The sequence below is a fragment of the Methylophaga sp. UBA3613 genome (genome assembly GCF_002375415.1).
Lineage (GTDB): Bacteria > Pseudomonadota > Gammaproteobacteria > Nitrosococcales > Methylophagaceae > Methylophaga.
The window spans coordinates 14,629-40,210 of the sequence record NZ_DFLS01000003.1; the positions used below are offsets into that span (position 1 = coordinate 14,629).

31 protein-coding genes and 1 riboswitch are annotated in these 25,582 nt (G+C 44.9%); of the genes, 18 read left to right on the plus strand and 13 right to left on the minus strand.

The genetic code is table 11. From position 1 onward, the window contains the following. Positions 1–6: 6 nt before the first annotated feature. Genes mtnA through B3S93_RS01565 form a run of 3 tightly spaced genes read left to right on the plus strand, consistent with a single transcriptional unit; the run spans position 7 to position 2,613 of the window. Entirely contained in the window at positions 7–1,059 is a 1,053-nt protein-coding gene (gene mtnA, locus B3S93_RS01555; protein ID WP_292404078.1) for an S-methyl-5-thioribose-1-phosphate isomerase, read from the plus strand. 10 nt (positions 1,060–1,069) lie between these two features. Continuing rightward, complete coding sequence (locus B3S93_RS01560) at positions 1,070–1,744, plus strand: SDR family oxidoreductase (RefSeq protein WP_292404075.1); 675 nt, start codon at positions 1,070–1,072, stop codon at positions 1,742–1,744. Further along, positions 1,738–2,613, plus strand: coding sequence for a phosphotransferase (locus B3S93_RS01565; RefSeq protein ID WP_292357756.1), 876 nt, complete (start codon positions 1,738–1,740; stop codon positions 2,611–2,613). Before B3S93_RS01560 ends, B3S93_RS01565 begins: the two co-directional genes overlap by 7 nt. On the opposite strand, the gene pnuC is transcribed toward B3S93_RS01565, so the two are convergent. The 6 genes from pnuC to B3S93_RS01595 all read right to left on the minus strand — a co-directional run bounded on the left by pnuC (position 2,610) and on the right by B3S93_RS01595 (position 7,936). Continuing rightward, positions 2,610–3,233, minus strand: a complete 624-nt coding sequence (gene pnuC / locus B3S93_RS01570; RefSeq protein ID WP_292357758.1) for a nicotinamide riboside transporter PnuC — start codon at positions 3,231–3,233, stop codon at positions 2,610–2,612. The two genes, B3S93_RS01565 and pnuC, sit on opposite strands and share 4 nt — an antisense overlap. Continuing rightward, positions 3,233–3,490 (minus strand): YkoF family thiamine/hydroxymethylpyrimidine-binding protein, encoded by a 258-nt coding sequence (locus B3S93_RS01575; RefSeq protein WP_292357760.1) that lies wholly within the window; start codon positions 3,488–3,490, stop codon positions 3,233–3,235. Before B3S93_RS01575 ends, pnuC begins: the two co-directional genes overlap by 1 nt. A gap of 46 nt (positions 3,491–3,536) precedes the next feature. Further along, positions 3,537–5,648 (minus strand): TonB-dependent receptor, encoded by a 2,112-nt coding sequence (locus B3S93_RS01580; protein ID WP_292357762.1) that lies wholly within the window; start codon positions 5,646–5,648, stop codon positions 3,537–3,539. 61 nt (positions 5,649–5,709) lie between these two features. Continuing rightward, positions 5,710–5,815, minus strand: a riboswitch (TPP riboswitch). Positions 5,816–5,926: 111 nt separating this feature from the next. Beyond that, on the minus strand, positions 5,927–6,496 hold the full coding sequence (locus B3S93_RS01585; protein ID WP_292404071.1) for an SRPBCC family protein: 570 nt from the start codon (positions 6,494–6,496) through the stop codon (positions 5,927–5,929). A gap of 87 nt (positions 6,497–6,583) precedes the next feature. After that, the gene (gene cysB / locus B3S93_RS01590) at positions 6,584–7,504 is read right to left on the minus strand and encodes an HTH-type transcriptional regulator CysB (protein WP_292404069.1); all 921 of its coding nucleotides are present in this window, start codon (positions 7,502–7,504) and stop codon (positions 6,584–6,586) included. 81 nt (positions 7,505–7,585) lie between these two features. Beyond that, entirely contained in the window at positions 7,586–7,936 is a 351-nt protein-coding gene (locus B3S93_RS01595; protein WP_292404067.1) for a hypothetical protein, read from the minus strand. 248 nt (positions 7,937–8,184) lie between these two features. Between B3S93_RS01595 and B3S93_RS01600 the strand changes: the two genes are divergently transcribed. From B3S93_RS01600 to B3S93_RS01620, 5 genes are all read left to right on the plus strand, one after another. Next, positions 8,185–8,985, plus strand: a complete 801-nt coding sequence (locus tag B3S93_RS01600) for a sulfite exporter TauE/SafE family protein (RefSeq protein ID WP_292404063.1) — start codon at positions 8,185–8,187, stop codon at positions 8,983–8,985. Positions 8,986–9,015: 30 nt separating this feature from the next. Then, positions 9,016–9,714, plus strand: coding sequence for a phosphoadenylyl-sulfate reductase (locus B3S93_RS01605; protein WP_292404060.1), 699 nt, complete (start codon positions 9,016–9,018; stop codon positions 9,712–9,714). 12 nt (positions 9,715–9,726) lie between these two features. After that, positions 9,727–10,629, plus strand: a complete 903-nt coding sequence (gene cysD, locus B3S93_RS01610; RefSeq protein WP_292357774.1) for a sulfate adenylyltransferase subunit CysD — start codon at positions 9,727–9,729, stop codon at positions 10,627–10,629. 113 nt (positions 10,630–10,742) lie between these two features. Then, positions 10,743–12,173 carry a sulfate adenylyltransferase subunit CysN gene (cysN, locus tag B3S93_RS01615; protein WP_292404057.1) on the plus strand — a complete coding sequence of 477 codons (1,431 nt, stop codon included), beginning with the start codon at positions 10,743–10,745 and terminating at the stop codon, positions 12,171–12,173. A 276-nt stretch (positions 12,174–12,449) separates the two neighbouring features. Beyond that, positions 12,450–13,217 carry an EAL domain-containing protein gene (locus tag B3S93_RS01620; RefSeq protein ID WP_292357778.1) on the plus strand — a complete coding sequence of 256 codons (768 nt, stop codon included), beginning with the start codon at positions 12,450–12,452 and terminating at the stop codon, positions 13,215–13,217. A gap of 36 nt (positions 13,218–13,253) precedes the next feature. Here the strand turns inward: B3S93_RS01620 and B3S93_RS01625 are convergent, their stop codons facing one another. Together B3S93_RS01625 and B3S93_RS01630 are read right to left on the minus strand one after the other, a co-directional pair. Further along, positions 13,254–13,793: a DNA-deoxyinosine glycosylase gene (locus tag B3S93_RS01625; protein WP_292404055.1), complete on the minus strand. Its 540-nt coding sequence runs from the start codon at positions 13,791–13,793 to the stop codon at positions 13,254–13,256. Positions 13,794–13,797: 4 nt separating this feature from the next. Next, the gene (locus B3S93_RS01630; RefSeq protein ID WP_292357780.1) at positions 13,798–14,241 is read right to left on the minus strand and encodes a DUF3465 domain-containing protein; all 444 of its coding nucleotides are present in this window, start codon (positions 14,239–14,241) and stop codon (positions 13,798–13,800) included. A 141-nt stretch (positions 14,242–14,382) separates the two neighbouring features. On the opposite strand from B3S93_RS01630, the gene B3S93_RS01635 reads away from it, so the two are divergent. The 8 genes from B3S93_RS01635 to B3S93_RS01670 all read left to right on the plus strand — a co-directional run bounded on the left by B3S93_RS01635 (position 14,383) and on the right by B3S93_RS01670 (position 20,167). Continuing rightward, a complete protein-coding gene (locus B3S93_RS01635; RefSeq protein WP_292404053.1) occupies positions 14,383–14,562 on the plus strand; it encodes a hypothetical protein in 180 nt (59 codons plus the stop codon). Positions 14,563–14,646: 84 nt separating this feature from the next. Then, on the plus strand, positions 14,647–16,305 hold the full coding sequence (locus B3S93_RS01640; protein WP_292404050.1) for a nitrite/sulfite reductase: 1,659 nt from the start codon (positions 14,647–14,649) through the stop codon (positions 16,303–16,305). After that, positions 16,289–16,771: a DUF934 domain-containing protein gene (locus B3S93_RS01645; RefSeq protein ID WP_292357783.1), complete on the plus strand. Its 483-nt coding sequence runs from the start codon at positions 16,289–16,291 to the stop codon at positions 16,769–16,771. Before B3S93_RS01640 ends, B3S93_RS01645 begins: the two co-directional genes overlap by 17 nt. Positions 16,772–16,783: 12 nt before the next feature. Then, complete coding sequence (locus B3S93_RS01650; protein WP_292404048.1) at positions 16,784–17,659, plus strand: symmetrical bis(5'-nucleosyl)-tetraphosphatase; 876 nt, start codon at positions 16,784–16,786, stop codon at positions 17,657–17,659. Positions 17,660–17,728: 69 nt separating this feature from the next. After that, positions 17,729–18,211, plus strand: a complete 483-nt coding sequence (ribE, locus tag B3S93_RS01655) for a 6,7-dimethyl-8-ribityllumazine synthase (RefSeq protein WP_292357787.1) — start codon at positions 17,729–17,731, stop codon at positions 18,209–18,211. Next, positions 18,212–18,673, plus strand: coding sequence for a transcription antitermination factor NusB (nusB, locus tag B3S93_RS01660; RefSeq protein ID WP_292357789.1), 462 nt, complete (start codon positions 18,212–18,214; stop codon positions 18,671–18,673). It abuts the gene before it with no gap. A gap of 47 nt (positions 18,674–18,720) precedes the next feature. After that, positions 18,721–19,695 carry a thiamine-phosphate kinase gene (gene thiL / locus B3S93_RS01665; RefSeq protein ID WP_292404045.1) on the plus strand — a complete coding sequence of 325 codons (975 nt, stop codon included), beginning with the start codon at positions 18,721–18,723 and terminating at the stop codon, positions 19,693–19,695. After that, a complete protein-coding gene (locus tag B3S93_RS01670) occupies positions 19,679–20,167 on the plus strand; it encodes a phosphatidylglycerophosphatase A family protein (RefSeq protein WP_292404042.1) in 489 nt (162 codons plus the stop codon). Before thiL ends, B3S93_RS01670 begins: the two co-directional genes overlap by 17 nt. 35 nt (positions 20,168–20,202) lie before the next feature. On the opposite strand, the gene B3S93_RS01675 is transcribed toward B3S93_RS01670, so the two are convergent. The 5 genes from B3S93_RS01675 to moaB are packed head-to-tail and all read right to left on the minus strand — an operon-like array spanning position 20,203 to position 24,036. After that, positions 20,203–21,138 carry a carbohydrate kinase family protein gene (locus B3S93_RS01675; protein WP_292404039.1) on the minus strand — a complete coding sequence of 312 codons (936 nt, stop codon included), beginning with the start codon at positions 21,136–21,138 and terminating at the stop codon, positions 20,203–20,205. 4 nt (positions 21,139–21,142) lie between these two features. Next, entirely contained in the window at positions 21,143–22,291 is a 1,149-nt protein-coding gene (gene rnd / locus B3S93_RS01680) for a ribonuclease D (RefSeq protein ID WP_292357797.1), read from the minus strand. A 37-nt stretch (positions 22,292–22,328) separates the two neighbouring features. Beyond that, on the minus strand, positions 22,329–23,219 hold the full coding sequence (locus B3S93_RS01685; RefSeq protein WP_292357799.1) for an alpha/beta fold hydrolase: 891 nt from the start codon (positions 23,217–23,219) through the stop codon (positions 22,329–22,331). Positions 23,220–23,272: 53 nt separating this feature from the next. After that, the gene (locus B3S93_RS01690) at positions 23,273–23,524 is read right to left on the minus strand and encodes a glutaredoxin family protein (RefSeq protein ID WP_292357801.1); all 252 of its coding nucleotides are present in this window, start codon (positions 23,522–23,524) and stop codon (positions 23,273–23,275) included. Continuing rightward, on the minus strand, positions 23,521–24,036 hold the full coding sequence (gene moaB / locus B3S93_RS01695) for a molybdenum cofactor biosynthesis protein B (protein ID WP_292357802.1): 516 nt from the start codon (positions 24,034–24,036) through the stop codon (positions 23,521–23,523). The genes B3S93_RS01690 and moaB overlap by 4 nt, the downstream gene beginning before the upstream one ends. A 94-nt stretch (positions 24,037–24,130) precedes the next feature. On the opposite strand from moaB, the gene B3S93_RS01700 reads away from it, so the two are divergent. Together B3S93_RS01700 and rlmB are read left to right on the plus strand one after the other, a co-directional pair. After that, positions 24,131–24,811: an OmpA family protein gene (locus B3S93_RS01700; protein ID WP_292357804.1), complete on the plus strand. Its 681-nt coding sequence runs from the start codon at positions 24,131–24,133 to the stop codon at positions 24,809–24,811. A gap of 37 nt (positions 24,812–24,848) precedes the next feature. Continuing rightward, positions 24,849–25,577, plus strand: a complete 729-nt coding sequence (gene rlmB / locus B3S93_RS01705; RefSeq protein ID WP_292358134.1) for a 23S rRNA (guanosine(2251)-2'-O)-methyltransferase RlmB — start codon at positions 24,849–24,851, stop codon at positions 25,575–25,577. Positions 25,578–25,582 lie beyond the last annotated feature (5 nt).

Sequence of the window (25,582 nt, forward strand, 5' to 3'; positions counted from 1 at the left end):
AACACAGTGCAAAGCACCAGTGAAATGATTCAACCCATCAAATGGCAAGACCAACAGCTGCATTTGCTGGATCAGCGTTTACTTCCAACACAGCAGCTCTGGCTAAAATACGAACATGCAAGTGAGGTGAGTGATGCTATACGTGAAATGGTGGTGAGAGGCGCACCGGCAATTGGCATAACAGCAGCTTATGCCGTGGTTTTAGCCGCCCGGGATGCTTGGAATAAGGCGGGTGTGAACTGGAAGCAGGCAATGCATGAGCCCCTGGTCAAACTCGCAGCATCGCGTCCTACAGCGGTAAATCTGTCATGGGCAATCGAACAAATGACAGCGATTTATCTCAACTTGCCCGAAACCTATTCTCCAGAAACGGCATTATTGGAAGCTGCTCTCCACATTCATCAGCAGGATATTGCGGCCAACCAAGCCATGGGGAAACTGGGAGCAGATTTGATTGCTCCCGACAGTATGGTATTAACCCATTGCAATGCTGGTGCACTGGCGACTGGCGGAGTGGGGACAGCATTAGGTGTAATAAGTCAGGGGTATTCAGATGGCAAAATAAAACACGTCTATGTTGATGAAACTCGTCCTTGGTTGCAAGGTGCGCGCTTAACTGCCTGGGAATTAGTGCAGGGCAAAATTCCCGCGACTTTGCAGGCAGATGTCACTGCGGCTTCATTAATGGCTTCTGGTAATATCCATTGGGTTATTGTTGGTGCAGATCGAATTGCTGCCAATGGGGATGTGGCGAATAAAATCGGTACATACTCATTAGCCGTATTAGCAAAATACCACCAGGTAAAATTTATGGTAGTCGCACCGTTATCAACTATTGATTGGCAAATTGAAACCGGAAAACAAATCGAAATCGAGCAACGGCCATCAAGGGAAGTGACTCATATTGCCAACCAGCAAATTGCGCCGGATGGGGTGAAGGTGTCGAATCCGGCCTTTGATGTCACACCGGCAGAGCTGATAAACGCTATTGTCACCGAAGCAGGCGTTGTGTTGTCACCCTCAACGACTACAATGAAAAACCTTCATAAGCATAATTAAGGAGCAGGATATGTCACAAACCGCACTTGTCACCGGTAGCAACCGAGGTATCGGGCTTGAGTTATGCCGGCAATTAAAAGAACGTGGCTTTGATGTGATTGCGACCTGTCGCCATCGCTCTCCAGCTTTAGCTGAACTGGATGTAGAGATTATTGAAGATGTAGAAGTCAGCGACCCTATAAGTCTTAAAGCGCTTTCCGAAAAACTTGGCGATCGTAAGATCGACTGGTTGATTAACAATGCCGGTATCGCGGCAGGTCTCGGGCTTAATGATATCGACTCCAATGCCATTGATAGTTTTAAAAGCATGTTTGAAGTCAACAGTCTTGGTCCTTTGTTAACCACTCAGGCGTTAGTTGAGCATATGTCCCAGGGTAGCAAGGTAGGCATAATTACCAGCCGTATGGGATCTATCGCCGATAATGACTCCGGTGGTAGTTATGCGTATCGCATGTCCAAAGCTGCTGTTAATGCTGCAGGCAAATCGTTATCTATTGATTTGAAACCCAAAGGTATTGCGGTGGCTATATTGCATCCGGGCTGGGTCAGAACTGATATGACCGGACATGGTGGTCTGATTGATGCGGATGAATCAGCAAAAGGCTTGCTGGATCGGATGGCAGAGTTGAATATTGATAATAGCGGTACTTTCTGGCATATGAATGGTGAAGTGTTGCCTTGGTAAACTACCCATCGCTTTCACAACAGCAGCAAAAAGCCTTGCCGGACCTGCAAAAGCCGCCAAGTAGAATACCTGCCCAGTTTAGCGATAGTAGTCATCAACTCTGGTTTTGTGAAACCGTCGATGGACCGATGGTTTTGAAGCTGTGTGATCATGCCAATATCGAGCAGTCGGCTTTCTGGCAAAAAATGAATAGCCTGTTTGCCATCAATTTTCCGACATCATTGGGGAATATTGCAGAAGTTTATCAACGTATTTCCACTATTAGTCCTTTGGTCATCCCGTCACTGATTAATTCGATGGCAGCGGAATTCGTGCTGGCTCGTTGGTTACCTGGTGAAGATGTGGATCCATCTTCCGTAACAGCGTTGACGATTAAATCATTGGCTAACCATATCGGTTTGATGCATCAGCAGCAGCATCCACGATGGGGGAGTCTGCAACAGCCAGAATATACAGCAGAAGATTGGCCGCGGCGTCTGAAAATAACCTTGCAGCAACAATCTGATTCAATTGAACAAACTGTTTTACAACAGGCCTTGAAGCAGGCCGAACTACTATGTGAAAACACATTTGTGCCCATCATGCCCGATTTACGGTGGGATCAGTTTTTGATGCAGCAAGATAAGCTTTCTGCACTGGTTGATCTGGATGCGATTGTCTATGGTCCAAGAACGTTAGAATTTGTTTTGCTCGAATATTTGCTGGATCAATCACAGGCAGAACAGTTTGCTGCTGAATATCAGAATTATCAGGTCATCCCAGATCTGACGAATGTTCGGTTGCCTTATCGATTATTACTATTTTTGATGAATGTTTTAGGTGAGACAGATTTGAATTCCTGGCTCAACCATCCCGAACGGTTTAGTTAAGCCGTTCGAGTCTGGTGTTGGGCTGCTAATAACTTACGCCATTTGAAATACCCCGCCATAGCGAGAAACAGATAAATACTGAACATCACGATAGTGGCGTAAAAGCCGGTTAATGCATAAAGCACAATGGCTGAGCTGTTGATAACTTGCCAATATAACCAGTTTTCCAATACTTTACGTGCCATCAATAACGTATTCATCACCGAAAACACCATCACAAATGCATCCAGATAGGGATATTGAGTAGCATGAGCCGATAGGTAATAGCCAAACACTAAACTGAGAAATCCACCAGTGGCAATAAAGATCAGATGATATTGCCATGGCCAGCTGTGAATATTCAGTTCTGCGGTCTGATTTTCATGACGATGCCAGAGAATAAAGCCATAGATCGCCATACCAATGTAATACAGGTTTAGCAGGGCCTGCATTGGCAACTGGTTTTCCCAAAACAGGATGGTGTAAATAATGGTACTGATAAACGCTAATGGCCAGCACCATTGTGATTCTCGGGCAGCAAACAGGATATAGCCAATTCCCAGCAGAGCGGCAAATACTTCCCAGCCACTCATTGACGCCAGCCCAGCTAGCGTAATATTCCACCAGCCTGATTCAGACATTAGTCTTTGACTTGATGACGATCGTTACCGATCAGTTTTAATACAAAAACGCTATGCGGCATCTGGGCAAACACCGCTTCAATTTCACTGTCCATCGCATCCATCACATCACGATACTCGCCAAAAATCTGCGTGCTCAATGTATTACGGTGCACGATCAATTTTGGATTGTTTTCCAACTTGGCAATAAACGCCAGAATTGGTTTAACAAATTGCTCTGTCAGCGGATAAAGGCTGATATCTACAGAAATTCGCATGATAGTTTCCTTAAGAAAGGAGGGGCACTAAAGCACCTCAGTTAAATTAGTAGTCGTAAGATACAGTCATACCGAAAGTACGGGGATCAGCATATTGGGTATAAACTCGATCTTCATAGCCAGCTGATGGATCGATACCAAAGAAAAAGCCGCGAGTGTAATAGTCTTTATCAAACAGATTGCGACCCCACAGGGTAAATGTCCAGTTTTGCTGCTGGTACTGCAAACTTGCATTGGTAATGGCGTAAGAACTGGATTTCGCATTATGGCTGTTGGAGTAATAGAACTCATCCTTGCCCTCAACATTGGCGCGAAGATTCCATTGTGGGGTCAGATAGACTTCACTGCCAATACTAAATGTGTAGGCAGGAGCATGAGCTTGCCTCCTGCCCTGAATATTTAATCCAGACTCATCCAGTTCAGGGTTGTCATATTCGTCAAATGTCGCATGCAACAGACCTACTGCCGCAAAGGTTCTTAAGCGTTCATTGATCAACCAATCAACACTTGCTTCAATCCCCATATTGCGGCCTTTCGCTGCATTATCCTGATAATCAATAAAACGGGTACCACCACTGTCGCGTGGCACACCTACAGAGGTTTTTACCTGGGCATCTTTTCGCAAACCATAAAATGCCGTGATATCGGTCACCAAGCTTCCATTCAGCCATAGTGATTTCATACCGGCTTCAAGGTTCCATAAATATTCATTATTGAATTTGCGTAAGCCTGGCGCCAGATCTGCTTCCGTGTTAACCCCCCCAGCTTTGTAGCCACGGGATAATGATGTGTATAAAAGGTGTTGTGGACGGAACTGATAATTCAAACCGACTTTCCCCCCGAATAACACATCGCTGTCATCCAGATCCAATCCTTGCGAATCGTCATAATCAGCGTCCCAATGTTCAGCACGTAAGCCAGTTATCAGGGTCAGTTTTTCCGTTAAAGCGGTATCTAATTGCCCAAAAATGGCACTGTTAGATGTTTCATAAGTGTTATTTAGAGGGTAGACATCAGGTGTATCGTTATCGAAGTATTTGCGCTTGAGATCTTGGCGTTGATCGGCCAGATAAATACCTACTGACCAATCAGTTGTATCAGCAAAAATACGACCCTCTTCATTGGAAAGGGCTCTGAATTCTATAGAGTAGTTTTCCCGTTCGCGTTTGTACTGATCAAAACCACTGTAAGGAAATAAACTGGGATCAAACTGACCTTTATACGACCAGTCATCATCATAGCTATATTCCAAATCAGATTTGGAATAGGTCAAAGTAGATTGTAATTGCACTTTACTGCTTGCTCGCCAGTCGGATTTGAGTGCAAATGCATTGGTATGCTGTTTGTCATTGCCAGGCTCATCTGAAAGACTGTTACGGCTGTTATCAAGTGTGAATGCGTCGTAACCATTGTCGATATTTAAATGCAGCAAATTCAGATCAATGGTCAGGTCATTATTGACCAGCCATTTCAAATGTCCGCGGGCAGTCATTTCATCCTGATTTTGCGTATTGTCACGACCTAGAAAATCATTATCCATGTAGCCATCTGAACGATGGGTATGCACAGCTATTCGCCCCAGTAAAGTGTCTTTAATTAATGGACCGCCTACTGCTACACCGACACTTCGGGTATCGTAATTGCCTACGGTTGACTGAAAATTCATATCCAGATCATTGGTGGCCTGTTTGCTTTGCATATTGATAACACCGGCTAATGCATTGGCTCCATACAACGTACCCTGAGGTCCACGTAATACTTCTACTTTCTCAATATCAAATAGTGTGGCTGCGCCGCCACTGCGACTAAAATCGATACCATCAATATAAAGTCCTACCGATGGGTTTAGGGGAGCAAGAAACTCACTGCGTTCACCAATACCACGGATCTGAAAAAACTGACCACGGGAAGCGCCGCTGGAAAGATTTACATTGGGTGCAAGATTGAGAACATCTTCAATGTGCTGGGCACCACGTGATTCAATGATTTCCTCATCGAATGTTGTCAGACTGACGGGAATATCCTGGGCTTCTGCAGGACGAAAATCTGCACTGACCAGCATGGACGGTAAATCAGTGCTATCGGTCTCGGTTTGTGCAACTGCGCCGGGAGAAAATAAAGCGCTGGTGACTGCGATGGAAAGCAGGGTGAGTTTCATGACTATCCTTTTTAAATTCTTAAAAAGAACAGGGGATCACGCCATTTGCATTGATCTAGCAAGAAGGGTTTGCCGCCTGTCCCTACGCCAGTATTACCTGGATCAGGTTCATCGGGTCTTCACCAACTGGTGAATCTCAGGCCTTTCGACCACCCCGAGGCTTGTATTAGCAAGTAGGTGAAATATACAGAAAAAAGTGTTGTTTTCCCATCTTTGATTGTTCAGAGGATATAAAAAAAGGCGTCCGAAGACGCCTTAAAGTTCAAGTCAATACTGACTTAATTTTCAATTTTGGCTTTTAAAGTGTCGAGGCCTGAACGGAAAATACCTTCAATAGCATTGGTAGCCGTTTCGTCATTTAACTCTTTAGGCTCATGATGGTTGCCGGTATAGCCACGGAAAAATTTGGCCAACCAGGTGACTTTGGTTTGGTCGCCTTCAGCTTCTACAGTTAACCAGGCTTTATACTTACTGACAGGCACTGCAGGGATATCATGCATTTCGCCTTCAATTTCAACCTGTCCAACAGAACTCATTTCATCAATCTGATACATAAAACTCATTGATTCTTCGTCAAACTTTTTCAACGTTTCAGTGATGGTTGAATCATTTTTAAGGGTTAAAACGCGCGTCGCGCCAGGTTCATTCCCACCTTCTGCTTTAGTAGAAATGATGGCTGGGTGCCATTTATGCAGGCTGTCGAAATCTTTAACCATGTTCCACACAGTTTCAGCATCAGCATTAATCAACACTGTTTCTTCGACTTGCAGACGTGAAGCGCCATGAGAAAATACCAGCGCAGGTAACAGGAAGAAGCCTGTAACCAGGACTTTTAATACAGCTTTCATTATATTTCCTTCTTATATTTCATTTGTAATGCCAAAATTTAGCCCGATTAAACTACCATTACCTTCCGAAATGCTAAAGGGAAAAATTCACAATGCGATCGCGTTCTGAATAGTTGAGCGTTGAAGATGGGGAGCAAAAAACTCAATAAAAGCATAACTGTAACCGCGAAGATAACTGCCTTTACGAATTCCCATATGGGTCGTACTTGGTTTAAATAAACCACTGGCATCCAATGCTTGTAAAGGAGCATCTTTTGCTGGATCAAATGCCATGCTGGCTATAATGCCAATACCAAGCCCCAATTCTACGTAGGTTTTAATTACATCCGCATCAGTGGCGGTAAAAATAACGTTAGGCTTAAGACCACGTTCAATAAAAGACTGATCCTGTTGCGCGCGACCGGTAAAGCCCATTACGTATGTCAGTATTGGATATTGTGAAATAGCCTCAAGAGTGAGTTTTTTTTCATTCAAAAGCGGATGCCCCGGTGGCGTTATCACTGTACGATTCCATTCGTAGCAGGGCAAAATCGCCAGATTATCAAATTTTGATAAGCCCTCGGTTGCTATCGCTAAGTCCACTTTACCGGTGGCCGCCATTTCAGCGACTTCAGGTGGGGTACCTTGCACCATATTTAAGTGCACATCGGGATATTGTTCTGAAAAGGCCTTGATAGCTTTTGGCAGAGCATAACGTGCCTGAGTGTGTGTGGTGCCGATTGAAAGTGTGCCTTTTTTCTCATGACGACTGTCAGCCGCCTGTTCACGTAAATTGTCTACTTCCTGTAACACCCGCTCAGCCATGGCAATAACGGATTCTCCCAGCGGTGTGATAGCCGATAAACGTTTCCCATGTCGTTCGAAGATTAGCAGCCCCAGCTCATCTTCCAGTAACTGAATCTGGTTACTTACACCTGGCTGAGAAGCATGCAGTGCCTGAGCCGCTGCAGAGATACTGAGGCCACGACGAGCCACTTCGCGAACATATTTCAATTGTTGCAACTTCATCCACTATATCCGTAATTATTATTAGTAAGAGTAAATATATAAGTTTTTAGTGATAAAAGACCAGTTATGGTGCGTTACGTTTTACATTTCAATGATTGGAACACCTTGCTGAGGAAGCTGGAAAGGCACAGTTGTTTGATACTGTTCGCTTTCAGCCATAGATTCACCTTCCCGGGTTAAAATATGTTGCATCTCAGACTGTGCCAGGTATTCACATTTATCTTGAAAACACACTTTTATGGCCAAAGTGAGTGGATCTGCATTTTCTATAACCTCATTATCAGAGGTTTCCGGCGCTTGAATCGAAGCCGGTGGAAAAATAATCTGTGCAGGCTCAAACACCCGGTTTGAATCGGCAGGATTAATAAAAAAAGATGTTATCAATGCAGAACATGCTGCTGTTATAACTAACAAGATTCTATAAGTTGTCATCTTCAGCCTCTCATCCCAGAGTGGAGTTGGAGTTAGAGCTTCGTCTATACACCGTGAAAGAAATGTGAACAATTAGCAGTGTCAGTCAATTTAGGTTAAGGCTATGTTAAAGATTGGCTCTCAGTTCAAATGGCAAGGATTTCTTTATATTCTCATAAGTTATATAGATAGAAAATAATATTCATTGATTGAATATTGCCAACTGGTAAACTTGCTGCCAACAAAGCAGGGTAAAGGTCAATTTATTAATGGAATGGGGTTATTTGCTGGCAGGCCTGGGCGTAGGCATTATGGTCGGGATGACAGGCGTTGGTGGCGGATCGTTGATGACCCCAATTCTGATTTTTGGGTTTGGTATCCAACCTGCAATCGCTGTAGGGACAGATTTATTGTTTGCGGCAGTAACTAAAGCAGGTGGTATTTGGGCTTATTGGCGTCATGGCGTGGTGCATTGGCGTGTGGTCTGGCGGCTTGCTGCAGGGAGTCTACCAGCCACCTTGCTGACTTTATGGTTTCTCAGTGCAACCGGTGTTCATGAAGGTAAGCACAATGATCTGATAACGGTTGCTCTGGGCATCGCTTTAATTTTAACGTCTAGTGCATTACTGCTGAAAAACTGGCTGGCCGGGATAATGAAAGCACGTCAGGGGCATCCTTTAGTGAATTATCTATATCGTTTACGACAGGATGAAGCCTTGAAGGCGCCGGCAACAGTAATTATCGGTGCTTTGTTAGGGGTGATGGTGACATTATCTTCGGTAGGGGCCGGCGCATTGGGAGCGGTTGTTTTATTATTTCTTTATCCGAAGATGCGTGGTGTAGAAATTGTGGCAACCGATATCGCACATGCTGTTCCTTTAACGGCAGTGGCCGGATTAGGCCATTCTGCAGTGGGCACGGTAGATTGGTCATTATTATCTTATTTGCTGATGGGATCGTTACCAGGCATTTATATTGGCTCACATCTGGGGGTGAGAATCTCAGATAAGATTTTACGGCCGTTGCTGGCAATCATTTTGTTAATGGTTGGGATCAAATGTTTGCTTTAACAAACTAAACGAATGAAAAAGTAATTCAAAATGACAGAAATTAATGAAAAGCTTCAACTGAAAATTGATGCTGTAAAACAGTTGCTGGAGCAGATTGAGGCTGATTATAGCCCTGCAGTCTTGGCGACCAGTTATGGCGCTGAAGATATGGTGTTAATGGATTTGATTGCCAAATTTGCACCGCAAATCGGCATCTTCACTTTGGATACAGGTCGACTGCCCAAAGAAACCTATGATTTAATGCAGCAGGCTAAAAAGCACTATCAGCTTGAGGTTGAGGTTTATTATCCCGATACCCTGAGTATTGAACAGTTTGTGACACATAATGGACCAAACGCATTTTATGACAGTGTCGACCTGCGAAAACAATGCTGTGGAATACGCAAAGTTGCACCGTTAAATCGTGCTTTGGCTGGTAAAAAGGCCTGGCTGACGGGAATGCGCCGCTCACAGTCGATTACTCGAAATGAGTTACCGGTATCTGAATGGGATGCAGACCATGAGTTACAGAAATTCAGTCCACTGACGGACTGGTCAAATGGCGAAGTATGGAAATATATCCGCGCTTTTGATGTTCCATTTAATGAATTACATAATCAGGGTTATGCCAGTATTGGCTGTGCGCCATGTACCAGAGCGATTACCCCAGGCGAAGATATCCGGGCTGGTCGCTGGTGGTGGGAAAATCCTGAAACCAAAGAATGTGGCTTACACGTAAAGGCTAAGTAACAGAGAAAAATTATGACTGAAAAACAACTGACACACTTAAAACAGCTCGAAGCCGAAAGTATTCATATTATGCGTGAAGTGGCCGCTGAGTTTGAAAATCCGGTCATGCTATATTCAATTGGTAAGGATTCTGCTGTCATGCTGCATCTGGCCATGAAAGCATTTTATCCAGGCAAGCCGCCATTTCCGTTGATGCATATTGATACCACCTGGAAGTTTCAGGAAATGGTCAGGTTCCGTGATCAGCGCGCAAAAGAGCTGGGATTGGACCTTATCGTACATACCAATCAGGAAGGTGTTGAAGCGGGTATCAACCCATTCGACCATCCTCGCTATACAGACATCATGAAAACGGATGCTTTGAAACAGGCGTTGAGTAAACATGGCTTTGATGCGGCTTTTGGTGGTGCTCGACGAGATGAAGAAAAGTCTCGTGCCAAGGAGCGTGTATATTCATTTCGCGATAAAAACCATCGCTGGGATCCTAAAGCACAACGCCCTGAGCTATGGAACATTTACAACAGCAGAGTTAATAAAGGTGAAAGCATTCGTGTTTTCCCGCTGTCGAACTGGACAGAGCTGGATATCTGGCAATACATCTATCTGGAACAGATACCGATTGTACCGCTGTATTACGCCGCCGAGCGTCCAGTGGTCAATTACAATGGCCTGACCATCATGGTCGATGATGACCGTATGCGTATTCCCGAAGGTGAAAAAATCCGGATGGAAAAAGTCCGTTTCCGCACACTGGGCTGTTATCCACTGACCGGTGCGGTGAAATCCGATGCCGATACCTTGCCAGAAATCATTCAGGAAATGCTACTGACAACGACTTCTGAACGTCAAGGACGGGCCATCGATCATGATGAAGCCGGCTCGATGGAGAAAAAGAAACAGGAAGGTTATTTCTGATTTTGTTGGTGAAAGGATTATTAGTTCCTATCTAACCAATAAATAGAATTGAATACGATGCTCAAATTGATTGGCATCTTGACCCGTAAAGATAATTAAACCAGGCACTCAACATGACATATGAAACTGATGCGCTGATTGCGACCGATATCGAAGCCTATCTCAAACAACACGAAAACAAGGAACTGCTGCGTTTTCTGACCTGCGGTAATGTGGATGACGGTAAAAGCACGCTGATTGGGCGATTGTTACACGATTCCAAAATGATTTATGAAGATCAGCTGGAAGCAGTGACACGTGACAGTGTCAAATCCGGAACCACAGGAAACCAGGTTGATCTGGCTTTGCTTGTTGATGGTTTACAGGCCGAACGTGAGCAGGGCATTACCATTGACGTAGCGTATCGTTATTTCTCTACGACCAAACGTAAATTTATCATTGCCGATACACCAGGGCATGAACAATATACCCGTAATATGGCCACCGGCGCGTCAACCTGTCAGTTGGCGGTTATTCTGATTGATGCCCGTTATGGTATGCAGACGCAGACCCGCCGCCACAGTTTTATTGCTTCATTGTTGGGCATTAAACATATCATCGTGGCCATTAATAAAATGGATTTGATGGATTTCAGCGAACAGGTGTTTAACGATATTCGCAAAGCGTATAGCGAATTTGCCCGTGAACTGGAAATTGAAGATATTCACTTTGTACCAATGTCTGCCTTGAACGGTGATAATGTGGTAAACAGAAGTGAAAACATGTCTTGGTATCAGGGCAGCACCATGATGGAGCTGCTGGAAAATATCGAGATTGGGAAAGATGCCAATACCGAAGACGCGCGTTTCCCGGTGCAATATGTTAACCGACCGAATCTGAATTTCCGTGGCTACTGTGGCACTTTATCAGCCGGTATCCTTAAGCCGGGAGATGAAATCACAGTATTGCCTTCGGGTAGAGAAAGCAAAGTAAAAGCATTGGTCACTTACGACGGTGAACTGGATCATGCTGTACCGGGTGAATCAATTACCGTTACCCTGCAGGATGAAGTTGATGTCAGTCGTGGCGATATGATTGTGCATCGTGACCATCAGCCACATGTATCCAGTCGTTTTAAAGCCATGGTTGTATGGATGACAGAGCAACCACTGGTGGCTAATAAACAATTTAACATCAAGGTCGGCGTTTCTGACAGTACAGGTGTCATGACACAAATTGATCATCAGATTGATGTAAATACGCTGGCGCATAATGTTGTGACTGAGCTGAAACTCAATGAAATCGGTTTATGTGAATTTTCATTAAATAAACCTGTTGTGTTTGATGCATATAAACGTAATCGTACCACCGGTGCATTTATCATTATTGATCGTCTGACCAATGTTACGATTGGCGCTGGCATGATTACTGAAGCCATTAGCGGCATCACCAATGAGACTGCAACTTCAACTGATATTACTGCATTCGAGGTTGAATTGAACGCCTTAGTCCGTAAGCACTTCCCGCACTGGGATGCCAAAGATATCAGTGATCTGCTGAAGTAAAATCCAAATAAATCAGGCCGTGCTTGCGGCCTGATTTTATGATCAATTGTTCTGCAACAATTACTAAAACTCCCGCTTTTGAATCATTCAAATCCCGTTAAATTTTTCCGTTACATGGATGCGGTTTGCTTTATGTTATTGAAGCCTTCCTTCATTTTTGCAATCGTGTACAGGATTGTTAAAGTTACTTTGTAAATTTTTTGCGAATAATGTGAACCGGTTTGAGTAGCAGGCAGTAATTTAGGTTACATTCTGCGGAACCGGGATTGGTGAATAATGAAAGAACAAGCAGATTTTCGAAAGATAGGTTGTGGTGAGTGTTTAAACAGTGGTTTATTGGGCTTCGATTTTTCGATGGCATTCCAGCCGATAGTCAATACAACCAGCCAAACGGTTTATGCACAGGAGGCTCTTGTTCGAGGCTTGGAAGGACAGGGGGCCGGTCAGGTTTTTGAGAACGTTAATCAAGATAATCGCTATCGTTTTGACCAGGCCTGTCGGGTCAAAGCCATCAAACTTGCAGCAGAGCTCAATATTCAGAGCAAACTCAGCATCAACTTTATGCCCAATGCGGTTTATAAACCCGAACTGTGTATAAGGACAACGCTGGAAGCAGCTGAAATTTACAATTTTCCCATCGAACAGATTATTTTTGAAGTAACTGAAGGTGAGCAGATAAATGATCACGCTCATCTGCAGGATATTATCCAGTCTTATCAGCAACAGGGATTTATCACGGCGATAGATGATTTTGGCGCCGGTTATGCCGGTTTGAACCTGCTGGCAGATATGCAGACCGATCTGGTGAAGCTGGATATGGCCCTGGTGCGCAATATTCATAACGATAAAGTCCGGCAGACCATTACTCGCGGTATTATTGCGGTTTGCGATGATTTAGATATTACCGTGATTGCGGAAGGTATCGAATCTGCAGATGAACTGCACGTTTTGCAAGAGATGGGAATTGAACTATTCCAGGGATTTTATTTTGCCAGGCCAAGTTTTGAATCTTTAGCAACAGTATCATCCGATTGGTGGCGCTAGGGCTTGCTGATCTTTCAAATCCACCACTGCTGGCGGCTATGAAGGGGTAATAGCCCCTGATAAGGCCTGATGCCAAAGCCGTTGTTTTGTTTCATAGTTCATAGCGGCATGGGCAGGACTGGTAGAGGGTAGCCTGTGGAATAACGGTGAAATTCTCGCAGCTTCCAGTTGTTTTGCCACATAGCGTTTGAAGACCTGTTCTGCTTTACCACCATTAAAAAAGATTTGTGTTACTGATGGATGAAGCTGCAGAAAAGCCACAAAATCATTAGCAATCATTGACTGCGTTTCAATATTTTGATCCAGGCTCCCCGGTCGATAACAACTTTTCAACACATCCCACACAGCAATCTGCTGCTGTTTTAATAACTCACAGCGTTGTGAATAGTCTAACTTCTCCGAGTGACCATAAAGCGACGTAATGATTGGCCAGAACGCATTGCGTGGATGGGCGTAATAACGCTGCTGTTTTAATGATTCCAGCCCTGGCATGGAACCGAGAATAAGGATTTTCGGTGTTGTGCCAATAATTGGTGGAAAGCTGGTGGCTAGTTCCAGAATTTGATTGTTTTCCATAGCCTTACTGATAGAGCCTGTCCTGATGTCTTATCCAGCCATGCGGATGACGGTTGGCCGGATCATGATGGGTCCAGTGAATTAAGCCGCCCTTATCATTCCAGATATATTCACCGTAAACACGGACTTCATCACCTTCTCTGATATCGTCAATTCTGGGTGCCAAATCGATATTGTGAACAATTAACAGGGTTTGTCCGCTGGCTAATTCAATAATAAAACGTTGATGTCGACTACCGTCGTTGTCGTCGGAAAGTAGCCGGGTGACTGTACCCGACACCTCAATTTGAACATCACTTTGCCGTTGTTCAATGAGCTGTTCAATATTACTGGCCGTTGCGGGGGGATTATTCTGCGGTGCGGGCTCATAAAAACTGCCCATAAAGATCAGAATGGCAAAGCCAAATATGATCCACACTCGTTGTTGCATACGCTTTGGTTTAGACATTATCGATTTGCTCCGCCAATAGCTCAATCCAATAGTTTACTGGCTGTTGTTTAGCAGAAAGGTGCAATTGACACCCAATATTCGCCGTAACCATTTTATCTGGTTGCGTTGCTTACAGTGCAGTAAGTTTTTTTGCGTAATATGGCACATCTCAAATCTGTGGTGTCGGCAAATCCCAATCAGTCCGACCGGTCTGGAAGCGAAGCTTTTATCGCAGAAGGTATCGGTTTTCAGATATATTCATCCTCCCAAGCTATTGTTATCGTCGATGAATCATGGACTGACTTGGTTAGCTTTAGTGGCTTTTTGGGCGGCAATTAATAACGATATAGCCATTTATAATTTCCTGTTATATGTCGTCATCGTTATAATGTGCGGTCCATTGAAACCGTTTAGAGACCATAAATGTATCAGTACGATAAGTATGATCAAACGATGATAGATCAGCGGGTAGCTCAATTTCGCGATCAGACCCGTCGTTTTCTTGCCGGTGAATTGACTGAAGAGCAATTCCGTCCGTTACGCCTGATGAATGGTTTGTATATTCAAATCCATGCTCCGATGCTGCGAGTCGCTGTTCCTTACGGCATGATGTCATCCCGTCAGGTTCGTAAAATTGCAGAAGTTGCACGCCGTTATGATAAAGGCTTTGTGCATTTCACTACACGACAGAATTTTCAAATGAACTGGCCCAAACTGGAAGATGTGCCAGATATCCTGGCGGAGCTGGCGACGGTCCAGATGCATGCCATTCAAAGCAGTGGTAATTGTATTCGTAATACCACTTCGGATCAGCTCGCCGGGGTGAATGCCAATGAAATAGAAGATCCACGCCCATGGGCTGAGATGATTCGCCAATGGTCTACCTTCCACCCTGAGTTTGCTTATTTACCGCGCAAATTTAAAATTGCTGTTGTAGGCTCAAAAGAAGATCGTGCAGCAACCAAGTTGCATGATATCGGTTTGCATCTGGTAAAAAATCACGAAGGCGACGTTGGCTTCGAAGTCCTTGTAGGCGGTGGTTTAGGTCGTACACCAATCATTGGTGAACAGATTCGTCCTTTCCTGGAAAAACAGGATCTATTGTCATATCTCGAAGCCATAGTGCGTGTTTATAACCGCCTAGGTCGTCGTGATAATAAATATAAAGCCCGTATCAAGATCACGGTTCGGGAACATGGTATTAACCACATCCGCGAATTGGTCGAGGCTGAGTGGGTTCATATTCGCGATCAGTTAAAACTGGATAAAAAAGAAATTGAACGGGTAAAACAGTATTTTACTGAGCCGGCTTATGAACGGGATGCGGCTGATTCTGATAGCAGTTTTGCTGACTTAGTCGCGCAAGACAAAGAATTTGCCCTTTGGGTTAAACAAAATACTGCCGACCATAAAGTTCCAGGTTACAGTGCGGTCTATGTTTCATTGAAAAAACCGGGCCAGGCTCCAGGTGATATTACTTCTGAACAACTTGAAGTAGTAGCGGATTTAGCGGATGAATTCAGCTTTAGTGAAGTGCGTTCCACTCACACTCAAAACCTGGTGTTTGCCGATGTGAAACAAGCGGATTTATATGCCTTATGGCTGCGCCTCAATGCAGAGGATTTGGCTACACCAAATATTAACACTCTGACCGATATTATCTGCTGTCCCGGACTGGATTATTGTGGTCTGGCCAATGCGACTTCAATACCGTTATCCAAAGGGATTGCTCAACGGTTTGATGATTTGGATTATCTGCATGATCTGGGTGATATCAAAATCAAGTTTTCTGGCTGCATGAATGGCTGTGCCCATCAAAGCGTGGGGCATATAGGTATTCTGGGCGTCGATAAGAAAGGCGAAGAGTGGTATCAGTTTACTCTGGGTGGAAGTTCAGAAGCAGATGCGTCACTTGGTGAGCGTCTGGGCCGGGCGATTCCAAAAGCGGATGTGGTCGATACTGTTGCCCATTTATTGGATGCTTATATCGATCTGCGCCATGAAGATGAGAGCTTTCTCGCGACGGTACGACGTGTTGGCGTAGATCCTTTCAAGGAGCGTGTTTATGCAGAAGATCATTAAAGATCGCGAGATCGTTGACGACAATTGGCAGCATCTTGATGATGAAGCTGCATTGGTTGCTGGCAACATTACTGTTTCAATAACCCGTTGGCAGGAACAGCACGAAACGTTGAGCCAGCATGAAGGTGGTCTGGGCATTCGGCTTTCCGGCGACGACCCACTTGAGGAAATTGTGCCGGATTTGGCTCGTTTTCAACTGATTGTACTGTTATTTCCAGCATTTACTGATGGACGTTGCTATTCCTACGCCCGTCTGTTGCGTGACAGGTACCAGTTTAAAGGTGAAATCCGTGCCCAGGGTGATGTGCTATACGACCAGCTGTTTTATATGTCGCAATGCGGTATCAACAGTTTTGAACTGGCCAACCCTGACCATCTGACGCAAGCCCTGGCGGCATTCGATGATTTCAGTGACAGTTATCAGGCAACAGTGCTCAGACCTGTTCCGTTATACCGTCGCCGTTAATTCGTTAATCCTATGGCTGTCTATGCAATTGGTGATGTTCAGGGATGTTTTGATGAGCTGATCAAATTACTTGAGGTTGTGAGATTTGATCCGCAGCAGGATCAAATCTGGTTAGCTGGTGACCTGGTTAATCGTGGTCCAAAATCGTTAGACACCCTCAGGTTTGTGCGACAGTTAGGTGAGCAGTCAGCAAAAGTCGTATTGGGCAACCATGATTTGCATATGCTGGCCCACGCTGCGGGAAATAATGAGTTCACTCATCGGCTGGATACCATTGAACCGGTTTTGACCGCTGAAGACAGTGATGAATTGATTAACTGGTTACGTCAACAACCCTTGTTTTATCATGATAGGGAATTACAGTTTTCAATGGTGCATGCTGGCTTACCTCCTGAGTGGAGCATCGATGAGGCATTGGAAAGAGCCGCTGAAGTCGAATCGGTGCTTCAATCAGACGACTGGCGTGAATTTTTTAAACATATGTATGGCAACAAACCCAAGCGCTGGTCTGCTGAGTTAACCGGCTGGGATAGATTACGCTTCATTACCAATTGTTTTACACGTCTGCGATACTGCAATGAAGACGGCAGCCTGGCGCTGAAATTCAAAGGCGCGCCCAAGGATAAACCAGAGGGTCAGAAGCCTTGGTTTATGATGCCCAATCGCGCCAGCGTCAATGACAAAATAGTCTTTGGCCATTGGTCACAACTGGGCACCGGTCAGTATGACAATGTGTTTTCATTGGATAGTGGCGCGGTCTGGGGCGAGCAATTAACGGCTGTGCGAATTGATCAAACGCCTTATCAATGGACGGTTGTTGAAGCTGATGCCGATGGATTACCGCATACTGGCAATAAAACGGCTGCTGAAAAACAGCGCTGGCTGTAACTGACTGTTAGGCATTCATTTTTAAACACAGTACAATATCTTTTTTTCTCTTTTGGACATTTCTGAAATATGAGCAATATCAAAACCTTTTCAGGTGACTTTTCCGCAAAAGGCATACGAGTAGGTATCGTTGCAGGCCGTTTCAATGATTTTATTGTTGATAATCTGATTGCCGGTGCAGTAGATACATTATTACGTCATGGTGCTGCGGAAAAAGATATTGAAATTGCCCGCGTTCCCGGAGCAGTTGAAATCCCGCTGGCTGTACAACGTATGGGTAAAACCGGTAAATATGATGCCATTATCGCATTGGGTGCGGTGATTCGTGGCGGTACTCCGCATTTTGAATATGTCGCTGGGGAATGTTCAAAAGGGCTGGGCCAACTGACGTTGCAATTGGATATTCCAATTGCTTTTGGTGTGTTGACTGTTGATACCATCGAACAGGCGATTGAACGTGCTGGCACTAAAGCCGGTAATAAAGGTGCTGAAGCAGCGATGGGCATGATTGAAATGGTTAACGTGTTGCGTCAAATCGGAGCTGCCAAGTAAATGGCTGGTGGACTGCCCCGGACTCAGGCTCGACGTGCTGCCGTGCAAGCGCTTTATCAATCTTTGGTCAATAATCAGGCTCCTGAAAAAGACACCATGGATTTTGTCATGGCGGAATACGCCAATAAAATCGACAAAAACTATTTTCAACTTCTGGTGGAAGGTGTTACTAAAGAAATCGATACCATTGATGCCGAACTGACCCATGCGGTAGACAGAAGTTTAGCCACTGTCGACCCTGTTGAGATTTCAGTATTACGTCTGGCCGTTTTTGAATATATGCACCGTCCGGATATTCCGTATCGCGTGGTCTTGAATGAAGCCGTTGAACTGGCCAAATCATTTGGGGGTGAACAGGGCCATAAATACGTTAACGGGGTTCTCGATAAAATGGGCGCCCGTTTACGCCAGCCAGAATATCAGGCTGCCAAAGCCGCTCGTGCTCAGAAAAAAGCGAATTGATTAACTGCCCCGAAAAGATAAAATCATCCAGACGGGGCTTTTTTTGAATGAAACCTTCTCCCGAATTTTCACTGATTCAGCAGTATTTCCATGCGTTAACGACTCATCGCGAAGATGTGATTGTGGGGATCGGTGATGATTGTGCCGTTTTAAACAATCCTCAGGATACCTACACGGCAGTTTCAATTGATACCTTGGTACAAGGCATACATTTTTTTGCCGATGTTGATCCGTATCGTCTGGGTATCAAAGCTCTGGCTGTCAATCTCAGTGATCTGGCCGCTATGGGGGCTCAACCTGCCTGGTTCACTCTGGCCTTAACCTTGCCTGAAATCAATGATGACTGGTTAAAACAGTTTTCAGCCGGCTTGGCATATATCGCTAAAAAATATCAAATCCAGCTGGTGGGCGGGGATACCACCCGTGGTCCATTAACCATTACCATTCAGGTGCATGGGCATGTAACCAAGCAAAATATATTGCAGCGTAGTGCTGCTGAATCAACCGATTTGATTTGTGTAACCGGATGTCTGGGGGATGCCGCCGCAGGGCTGCAGTTTAGATTGGGGCAACTAGAAACAGGATTGTTAACTGATACAGATTTTGAATATCTATTACAACGGTTGGAAATGCCCACACCGCGTAATCAAATAGGTCAGCAACTGGTCGGCAAAGCACATGCGGCGATTGATATTTCAGATGGATTATTGGCTGATTTGAATCATATACTTAATGCGAGTGGTAAAGGGGCAAAGCTGGATATATCTGCTTTACCATTTTCTGATGCCTTAAAAAAATTGCCAACAGAAATGGCAACGCAACTGGCTTTGACGGGTGGTGATGATTACGAATTATGCTTTACCGCGACGGCGGGCAATGTGGCGAAACTTAAACAACAGTTTCCTGAGATGATTCAAGTGATTGGTGAAATCACTGAAGACGTAGGTATGTTTTATCAGAATGCCCAAGGTGAATGGCAGGCATTCTCAGAAATAAAGGCAGGCTATGACCACTTCGCATAACAAGGTCACTTTTTCACAATTGCTCAAAAGACCAGCCTGTTTGCTGGCCTATGGCTTTGGTTCGGGATTATCCCCCAAAGCACCGGGCACCATGGGTACATTAGTCGGATTACCCATCTACTGGTTGATACAAGATGTCGGGCTGTTAAGTTATTTACTCATTACGGTAGTTGCTTTTATCGCTGGGATCTGGATTTGTCAGCAAGCAGTAAATTGGCTTGAAAAGGACGATCCTTCTGCTGTGGTATGGGATGAAATTGTTGGTTATCTGGTGACGATGATTGCCGCGCCAGCAGGTTGGCAGTGGATGCTTTTGGGCTTTGTATTGTTCAGATTCTTTGATATCTGGAAGCCATGGCCAATATCATGGGCCGACCGTAAATTACATGGTGGTTTTGGCATTATGCTGGATGATGTAATCGCTGGCGTGTTAGCCGCGTTTATATTACAGCTTAGCTATTATTTGCTCTGAAACTGCCAGATTGCAGTCTCAGAGCTACAATGTATTTAACTTAATTGCATACCAAAGTTTTGCTCAAACCGTTCAGCAAAACTCTCACTGGTAAATTGATGATTCTGCGTGCCATGTTGTTCAATTTTAATGGCGCCCAATAACGATGCGATACGCCCAGTCATTTCCCAATCCTTGCCATGCAAAATACCATGTAATAATCCTGCACGATAAGCATCCCCACAACCAGTTGGGTCTACAACTTTTTCAGCTTTAGCACATGGGATATCTATACGTTTACCTTCTGTGTAGATGTGTGAGCCCTGAGCGCCACGGGTAATGATTAATGCTTCAACAAGTTTGGCTATTTCTTCGGGTGGCAGACCCGTTCTATCTTCAAATAACTGGGCTTCATAATCATTCAATGCAATATAGGTTGCCTGTCTGGCAAATTGCAGTAGATCTTCACCATCAAACATCGGTAAACCCTGACCCGGATCAAAAATAAACGGAATGCCGGCATCCGCAAATTGCTGGGCATGTTGAATCATGCCATCACGACCATCTGGAGCGATAATGCCCAGCTTGATATTTTGCGCTTCGGTGATTTTGGTTTCATGAGCCAGGTTCATTGCCCCGGGATGAAAAGCAGTGATCTGATTATCATCAATATCGGTAGTGATATAAGCCTGTGCAGTGAAATGATCGTCTTTAACATGCACATGACGACGGATAATCGAAAATTTATCCATCCAGGCAGCATAGGTAGCGAAGTCGCTGCCCACTGTTCCCATCGGTACTGGCTCATCACCCAACAGTTTCATATTGAAAGCAATATTACCGGCACAACCACCAAATTCACGGCGTAATTCAGGTACAAGAAACGCCACATTCAACATATGCACTTTATCAGGCAGAATGTGATTTTTAAATTGGTCTGGAAAAACCATAATATTGTCGTAGGCAAATGAGCCACAGATAAGTACCGACATGTTGCTATACCTCTTTTGTATGAATCTGTTGTGCATCAGCAGTAACTGACAGATGACCACTGATAAAATCAGTCAGGTGATGGCCAACGATTTGATATCGCCAGCCATTTAATAAAGTAAGATCTTTATCCCCACGTACCAGCTTTTCAATGTCTTTACGGCTGGCCACGGCAATAGGAGTGATCGATTGCTCATCACAGAATTTGCGTAATAATGCCATCAATGCATCAATCAGAGCTTCCTGCTGATTGCTCAGTGGTTCAGGTTTAAGCAATATTGGCCATTGTTCGGGCGGAGTTTGTTTGGCTTTGCTGATAACGTCAATAATAGCTCGACCACTGCGTTCAATATCACGCGCTTCAAGCCCACGGATTTGACTGAGTTTTTCCGGTTTTTCAGGGGCAAATCTTGCCAGATCCAGCATCACTTCATCTTTGAGAATCCAACGCCTTGGGCGATCCCGCTCCATTGCGCGCTGTTCACGCCATGCTGCCAGTTGCTGTAATATGGCCAGTTGAACACCTTTTAATTTACCCGCGCCACGAATTTTGCGCCAGATTGTTTCAGGATCAGCAACGTAATTATCTGCATTGGACAGGGCGGCAAAATCTTCTTTAAGCCATTCCGTACGCTGTTGTTTTTCCAGATCGGCAGACATTTGATGATAAAGCTCGCGCAGATAACGTACATCATCTGCTGCATATTCCAATTGTTCAGGACTTAATGGACGCTGTGTCCAGTCGGCTCTGGAATGGGCTTTATCAAGGCTGACGTCAAGACGTTGTTTAACCAGGTTGCCATAACCAATCTGATCGCCATCCCCCAGGATAGTCGCGGCCAGCTGGGTATCAAACAGATTTGGTGGAAGGGAATTTTTTAACAGATACAGCAGTTCCAGATCCTGCCGGGCTGCATGAAAAACCAGTGTTATATCCGGTTGATAAAGTAAATCCAGCAAAGGAGTGAGATCTTTTATAGCGATGGGATCAACACAGGCAATGGTATCGTCATTGGCAATCTGGATCAGGCACAACTGGGGATAATAGGTTTTTTCGCGAAGGAATTCCGTGTCAATGGCCAGCCATTTGCTGTGCTGAATTTCCGAGCAAAATTGTGTTAACGCAGCATCCGAATCAATGTAAAGAACAGTCATGTTATCCAGCTAAAAAAAGCGCTCAGTATAACTGTTTTTAAAGGATATTGCGGGCGTTCGCCTGGGTCAGCACCTTTTCTATGGCTTCAATGATGATTTCGGGTTGTTCATGGGGAATCGCATGACCACTCTGATGGGCAAACATATGTTGGCTGATGGGCGATAAATGCGTGAGATCCTGCTGCAGATTAATCCAGGTTTTTTCGCGTTGCTGCATTACCAGATCCCCATACCATTCAGGTTTACCGCGACTGATGACAATCAGCGGCACGACAGGCATAGCAGAATTCTGTTGAACTTGAACTGCGCTTTGTTCGAGAGCAGAAATTTCTGCTCGGGCAGCATGAAATGCTCGTTCACGTAACATTGGTGGCTTATTGGCATGCGCCATGCTGTCAGTCGATTTGGGCAAAATCATAATCGTACCGCGGCGATTGAAATTATTAGGCAGTTTAATTTTAAACTGGTTGTATTGATCTTCATGCGATGCGTCAACCAATACCATGCCGGCAACCATATCCGGATTGTTAGCGGCAAAGATACGAATATTGTATCCACCAAATGAATGTCCAACCAGAATATATGGAGCAGGTATATCGGCTTCCTCTAATAAGATTTCCAGTTCTTGTGCAATTCTATTGCTGGTTCTGGGCGCAGGACCAAAATCACTCCAGCCATAGCCGGCACGATCAAATATACAAATCCGGGAATTTTGAGAAATTGCCTGCTGAATTGGCAGCCAGTCAGTAGAATCATCGCCAAGCCCTACATCCACCAGAACGGTTGGACTTCCTGAGCCAGTGCAATTGATGTGTAACTGGTAACCTCCCACGTCATAACGTTGGCCCGGGATAGCCGGAAATTCGGCGGCAATTATTGGTGTCGAAACAGACCAGAAAACCAAAAGAGGCCAGACTAACGCTTTCATCAAGTGACTCCGGAGCGATTAACTTACAGTAAAGTTAAGAGCGGTGAGTCGACTTAAAGTTCCAGATCTGCAGCAGCAATTTTCTGCAGAATATCTTGCTGTGTGAAGGGCCAGTTCAATTCACTATCGTCAGAAAATTTAATCACCGGGATGCGGATGCCATATTGCTCTACCAGCTGATCATCATCACCAATTTCGATAATCTGCAATTGAATGTTGTCAGCAGCTGGTAAGTTATGAACTTGCTCCACCGCTAATTCGCATAAATGACAACCAGCGGTAGAAAATAATTGCAGTTGAATCATGTCTCACGCAATCGTGGGATGAGTTCAACAAAATTGCAGGGACGATGCCGAACATCCAGTTGGTATTGTAAAATATCATCCCAAGCGTTTTTACAAGCGCCTGAAGAACCAGGCAGACAAAAAATAAACGTGCCATTTGCCACGCCGGCTATTGCTCTGGATTGCACAGTCGATGTGCGAATAATGTCATAGGAAATCTGCCGGAACAGCTCACCAAAACCGGTGATTTCTTTATCAAATAAAACACTGACAGCTTCCGGTGTGCCATCTCTACCCGTTAGTCCTGTGCCACCAGTGGTGATAATAACGTCCACCTTTTCGTCACATATCCATTGCGAAATAACAGAACGTATCTGATAAATATCATCTGTAACAATCTTTTTGTCAGCCAGCTCATGGCCTGCAGCAAGCAAACGGTCTTTTAAGGTTTTTCCTGATACATCATCGGATTCAGTCCGGGTATCTGAAACCGTTAGGATGGCAATTCTGACAGCAATAAAGTCACGGTCCATGAGCAGTGGTTCTCGTATGTAAAGATTAAAAACAAGTATAGTCACCATATGACGTAGGGTCTAGAATGCAACGCAATAGTGAGGAGTCATAACAATGAAAAAAGTTTTATTAGTCTCAGCAATCTCAACCGCAATCATGATGTCTGGTTGTGCCGCAGATGATCCTAACATGCGAACTAAGCGTGGCGCTGCCATTGGCGCAGCTGCAGGATCAATAATCGGGTACGCGATTGATGATGGAGCTGGTGGTGTTATTGCCGGTGCCGCAGTAGGTACTCTGGCAGGTGCAGGTGTTGGTCGATATATGGATAATCAGCAGCGTGAAATGAATCAGGCGCTGGCCGATGAACAGGCGCGCAATGAATTGCAAATTCAACAATTGCAGGATGAATCCTTAAAAATTGATATTTCTAATGAAGTCTCTTTTGACTTTGACAGCTCAGCCATCAAACCTGCCTTTGAACCGACTCTGAATAAAGTCGCTGATGTGTTGCAGCGTTATCCGAAAACGATAATTCATGTCATTGGACATACCGACAGCAAAGGTTCAGAAAGTTATAATCAGCAACTTTCTGAACGCCGGGCGCAATCGGTAACAAACTACTTTGCGTCACGAGGTGTGCTGAAAGAACGTCTGGTACCAATGGGCCGTGGTGAACTTGAGCCGCGAGCCACAAATGATACCGAAGCCGGGCGACAGTTGAATCGTCGTGTAGAAATTATTGTTAAACCTATTGTTGAGGGACAGGAAGCTGAAGCCTACCAAACGCCGTAAAGGCACATCAGAAAGAAATCAGGCACCATCTCAGGATTTGATTTTTGGTTTACATGCGGTACAGGCGGCTCTTGAGTCGCCTGTTTCACGTGTGGCCGAAATCTGGGTGGCTGACGAACGCCATGATCAACGTGTGGAGACCATTTACAAGCTGGCTGGCGATCAGGGGATTCGTTTACATAAAACCCAACGTCATCAACTGGATGATATGGTGCCGGAAAGTCGTCATCAGGGCTGTGTTGCCCGCTGTCATCCATTAGCTGTGTTGGATGAAACGGATCTAGACACAATACTGGATAATTTACAGCAAACACCGTTTTTGTTGATTCTGGATGGTGTCCAGGATCCTCATAATCTGGGCGCATGTCTGCGTACCGCGGAGGCGGCCGGAGCGCATGCCGTGATTGCACCCAAAGATCGTGCCTCAGGGTTAACGCCGACAGCAATCAAAATTTCCAGTGGTGCTGCTGAGCGCCTGCCGTTTATTCAGGTGACCAATCTTGCGCGGGTATTAAGGGATCTGCAGCAAAGAGGGATCTGGCTGGTCGGCACATCTGGGGAGAGCGAGTTAAGTCTTTACCAAGCCGATCTCAAGGGGCCGTTAGCGATCATCTTGGGAGCTGAAGGGCAGGGTATTCGCAGGTTGACCAGAGATCATTGTGATCAGGTTATGTATATCCCGATGCAGGGAGCCGCCGAGAGTCTCAACGTATCTGTTGCTGCAGGCGTCTGCTTATTTGAAGCGGATCGTCAACGCCGCTTGTGAGCAGG

What these genes read in the sequence shown, in the direction of transcription:
- cysB (WP_292404069.1), bottom strand. Translation starts at nt 7,504, where the DNA reads ATGAAGTTGCAACAATTGAAATATGTTCGCGAAGTGGCTCGTCGTGGC.
- moaB (WP_292357802.1), bottom strand. Translation starts at nt 24,036, where the DNA reads ATGGACCGTGACTTTATTGCTGTCAGAATTGCCATCCTAACGGTTTCA.
- cysD (WP_292357774.1), top strand. Translation starts at nt 9,727, where the DNA reads ATGACTGAAAAACAACTGACACACTTAAAACAGCTCGAAGCCGAAAGT.
- B3S93_RS01625 (WP_292404055.1), bottom strand. Translation starts at nt 13,793, where the DNA reads ATGGAAAACAATCAAATTCTGGAACTAGCCACCAGCTTTCCACCAATT.
- B3S93_RS01560 (WP_292404075.1), top strand. Translation starts at nt 1,070, where the DNA reads ATGTCACAAACCGCACTTGTCACCGGTAGCAACCGAGGTATCGGGCTT.
- B3S93_RS01690 (WP_292357801.1), bottom strand. Translation starts at nt 23,524, where the DNA reads ATGATTCAACTGCAATTATTTTCTACCGCTGGTTGTCATTTATGCGAA.
- rnd (WP_292357797.1), bottom strand. Translation starts at nt 22,291, where the DNA reads ATGACTGTTCTTTACATTGATTCGGATGCTGCGTTAACACAATTTTGC.
- B3S93_RS01585 (WP_292404071.1), bottom strand. Translation starts at nt 6,496, where the DNA reads ATGAAAGCTGTATTAAAAGTCCTGGTTACAGGCTTCTTCCTGTTACCT.
- B3S93_RS01645 (WP_292357783.1), top strand. Translation starts at nt 16,289, where the DNA reads ATGCAGAAGATCATTAAAGATCGCGAGATCGTTGACGACAATTGGCAG.
- B3S93_RS01640 (WP_292404050.1), top strand. Translation starts at nt 14,647, where the DNA reads ATGTATCAGTACGATAAGTATGATCAAACGATGATAGATCAGCGGGTA.
- B3S93_RS01600 (WP_292404063.1), top strand. Translation starts at nt 8,185, where the DNA reads ATGGAATGGGGTTATTTGCTGGCAGGCCTGGGCGTAGGCATTATGGTC.
- pnuC (WP_292357758.1), bottom strand. Translation starts at nt 3,233, where the DNA reads ATGTCTGAATCAGGCTGGTGGAATATTACGCTAGCTGGGCTGGCGTCA.
- ribE (WP_292357787.1), top strand. Translation starts at nt 17,729, where the DNA reads ATGAGCAATATCAAAACCTTTTCAGGTGACTTTTCCGCAAAAGGCATA.
- B3S93_RS01630 (WP_292357780.1), bottom strand. Translation starts at nt 14,241, where the DNA reads ATGTCTAAACCAAAGCGTATGCAACAACGAGTGTGGATCATATTTGGC.
- B3S93_RS01605 (WP_292404060.1), top strand. Translation starts at nt 9,016, where the DNA reads ATGACAGAAATTAATGAAAAGCTTCAACTGAAAATTGATGCTGTAAAA.
- B3S93_RS01670 (WP_292404042.1), top strand. Translation starts at nt 19,679, where the DNA reads ATGACCACTTCGCATAACAAGGTCACTTTTTCACAATTGCTCAAAAGA.
- B3S93_RS01595 (WP_292404067.1), bottom strand. Translation starts at nt 7,936, where the DNA reads ATGACAACTTATAGAATCTTGTTAGTTATAACAGCAGCATGTTCTGCA.
- B3S93_RS01700 (WP_292357804.1), top strand. Translation starts at nt 24,131, where the DNA reads ATGAAAAAAGTTTTATTAGTCTCAGCAATCTCAACCGCAATCATGATG.
- cysN (WP_292404057.1), top strand. Translation starts at nt 10,743, where the DNA reads ATGACATATGAAACTGATGCGCTGATTGCGACCGATATCGAAGCCTAT.
- B3S93_RS01685 (WP_292357799.1), bottom strand. Translation starts at nt 23,219, where the DNA reads ATGAAAGCGTTAGTCTGGCCTCTTTTGGTTTTCTGGTCTGTTTCGACA.
- B3S93_RS01635 (WP_292404053.1), top strand. Translation starts at nt 14,383, where the DNA reads ATGGCACATCTCAAATCTGTGGTGTCGGCAAATCCCAATCAGTCCGAC.
- nusB (WP_292357789.1), top strand. Translation starts at nt 18,212, where the DNA reads ATGGCTGGTGGACTGCCCCGGACTCAGGCTCGACGTGCTGCCGTGCAA.
- B3S93_RS01580 (WP_292357762.1), bottom strand. Translation starts at nt 5,648, where the DNA reads ATGAAACTCACCCTGCTTTCCATCGCAGTCACCAGCGCTTTATTTTCT.
- B3S93_RS01575 (WP_292357760.1), bottom strand. Translation starts at nt 3,490, where the DNA reads ATGCGAATTTCTGTAGATATCAGCCTTTATCCGCTGACAGAGCAATTT.
- thiL (WP_292404045.1), top strand. Translation starts at nt 18,721, where the DNA reads ATGAAACCTTCTCCCGAATTTTCACTGATTCAGCAGTATTTCCATGCG.
- B3S93_RS01650 (WP_292404048.1), top strand. Translation starts at nt 16,784, where the DNA reads ATGGCTGTCTATGCAATTGGTGATGTTCAGGGATGTTTTGATGAGCTG.
- B3S93_RS01675 (WP_292404039.1), bottom strand. Translation starts at nt 21,138, where the DNA reads ATGTCGGTACTTATCTGTGGCTCATTTGCCTACGACAATATTATGGTT.
- B3S93_RS01620 (WP_292357778.1), top strand. Translation starts at nt 12,450, where the DNA reads ATGAAAGAACAAGCAGATTTTCGAAAGATAGGTTGTGGTGAGTGTTTA.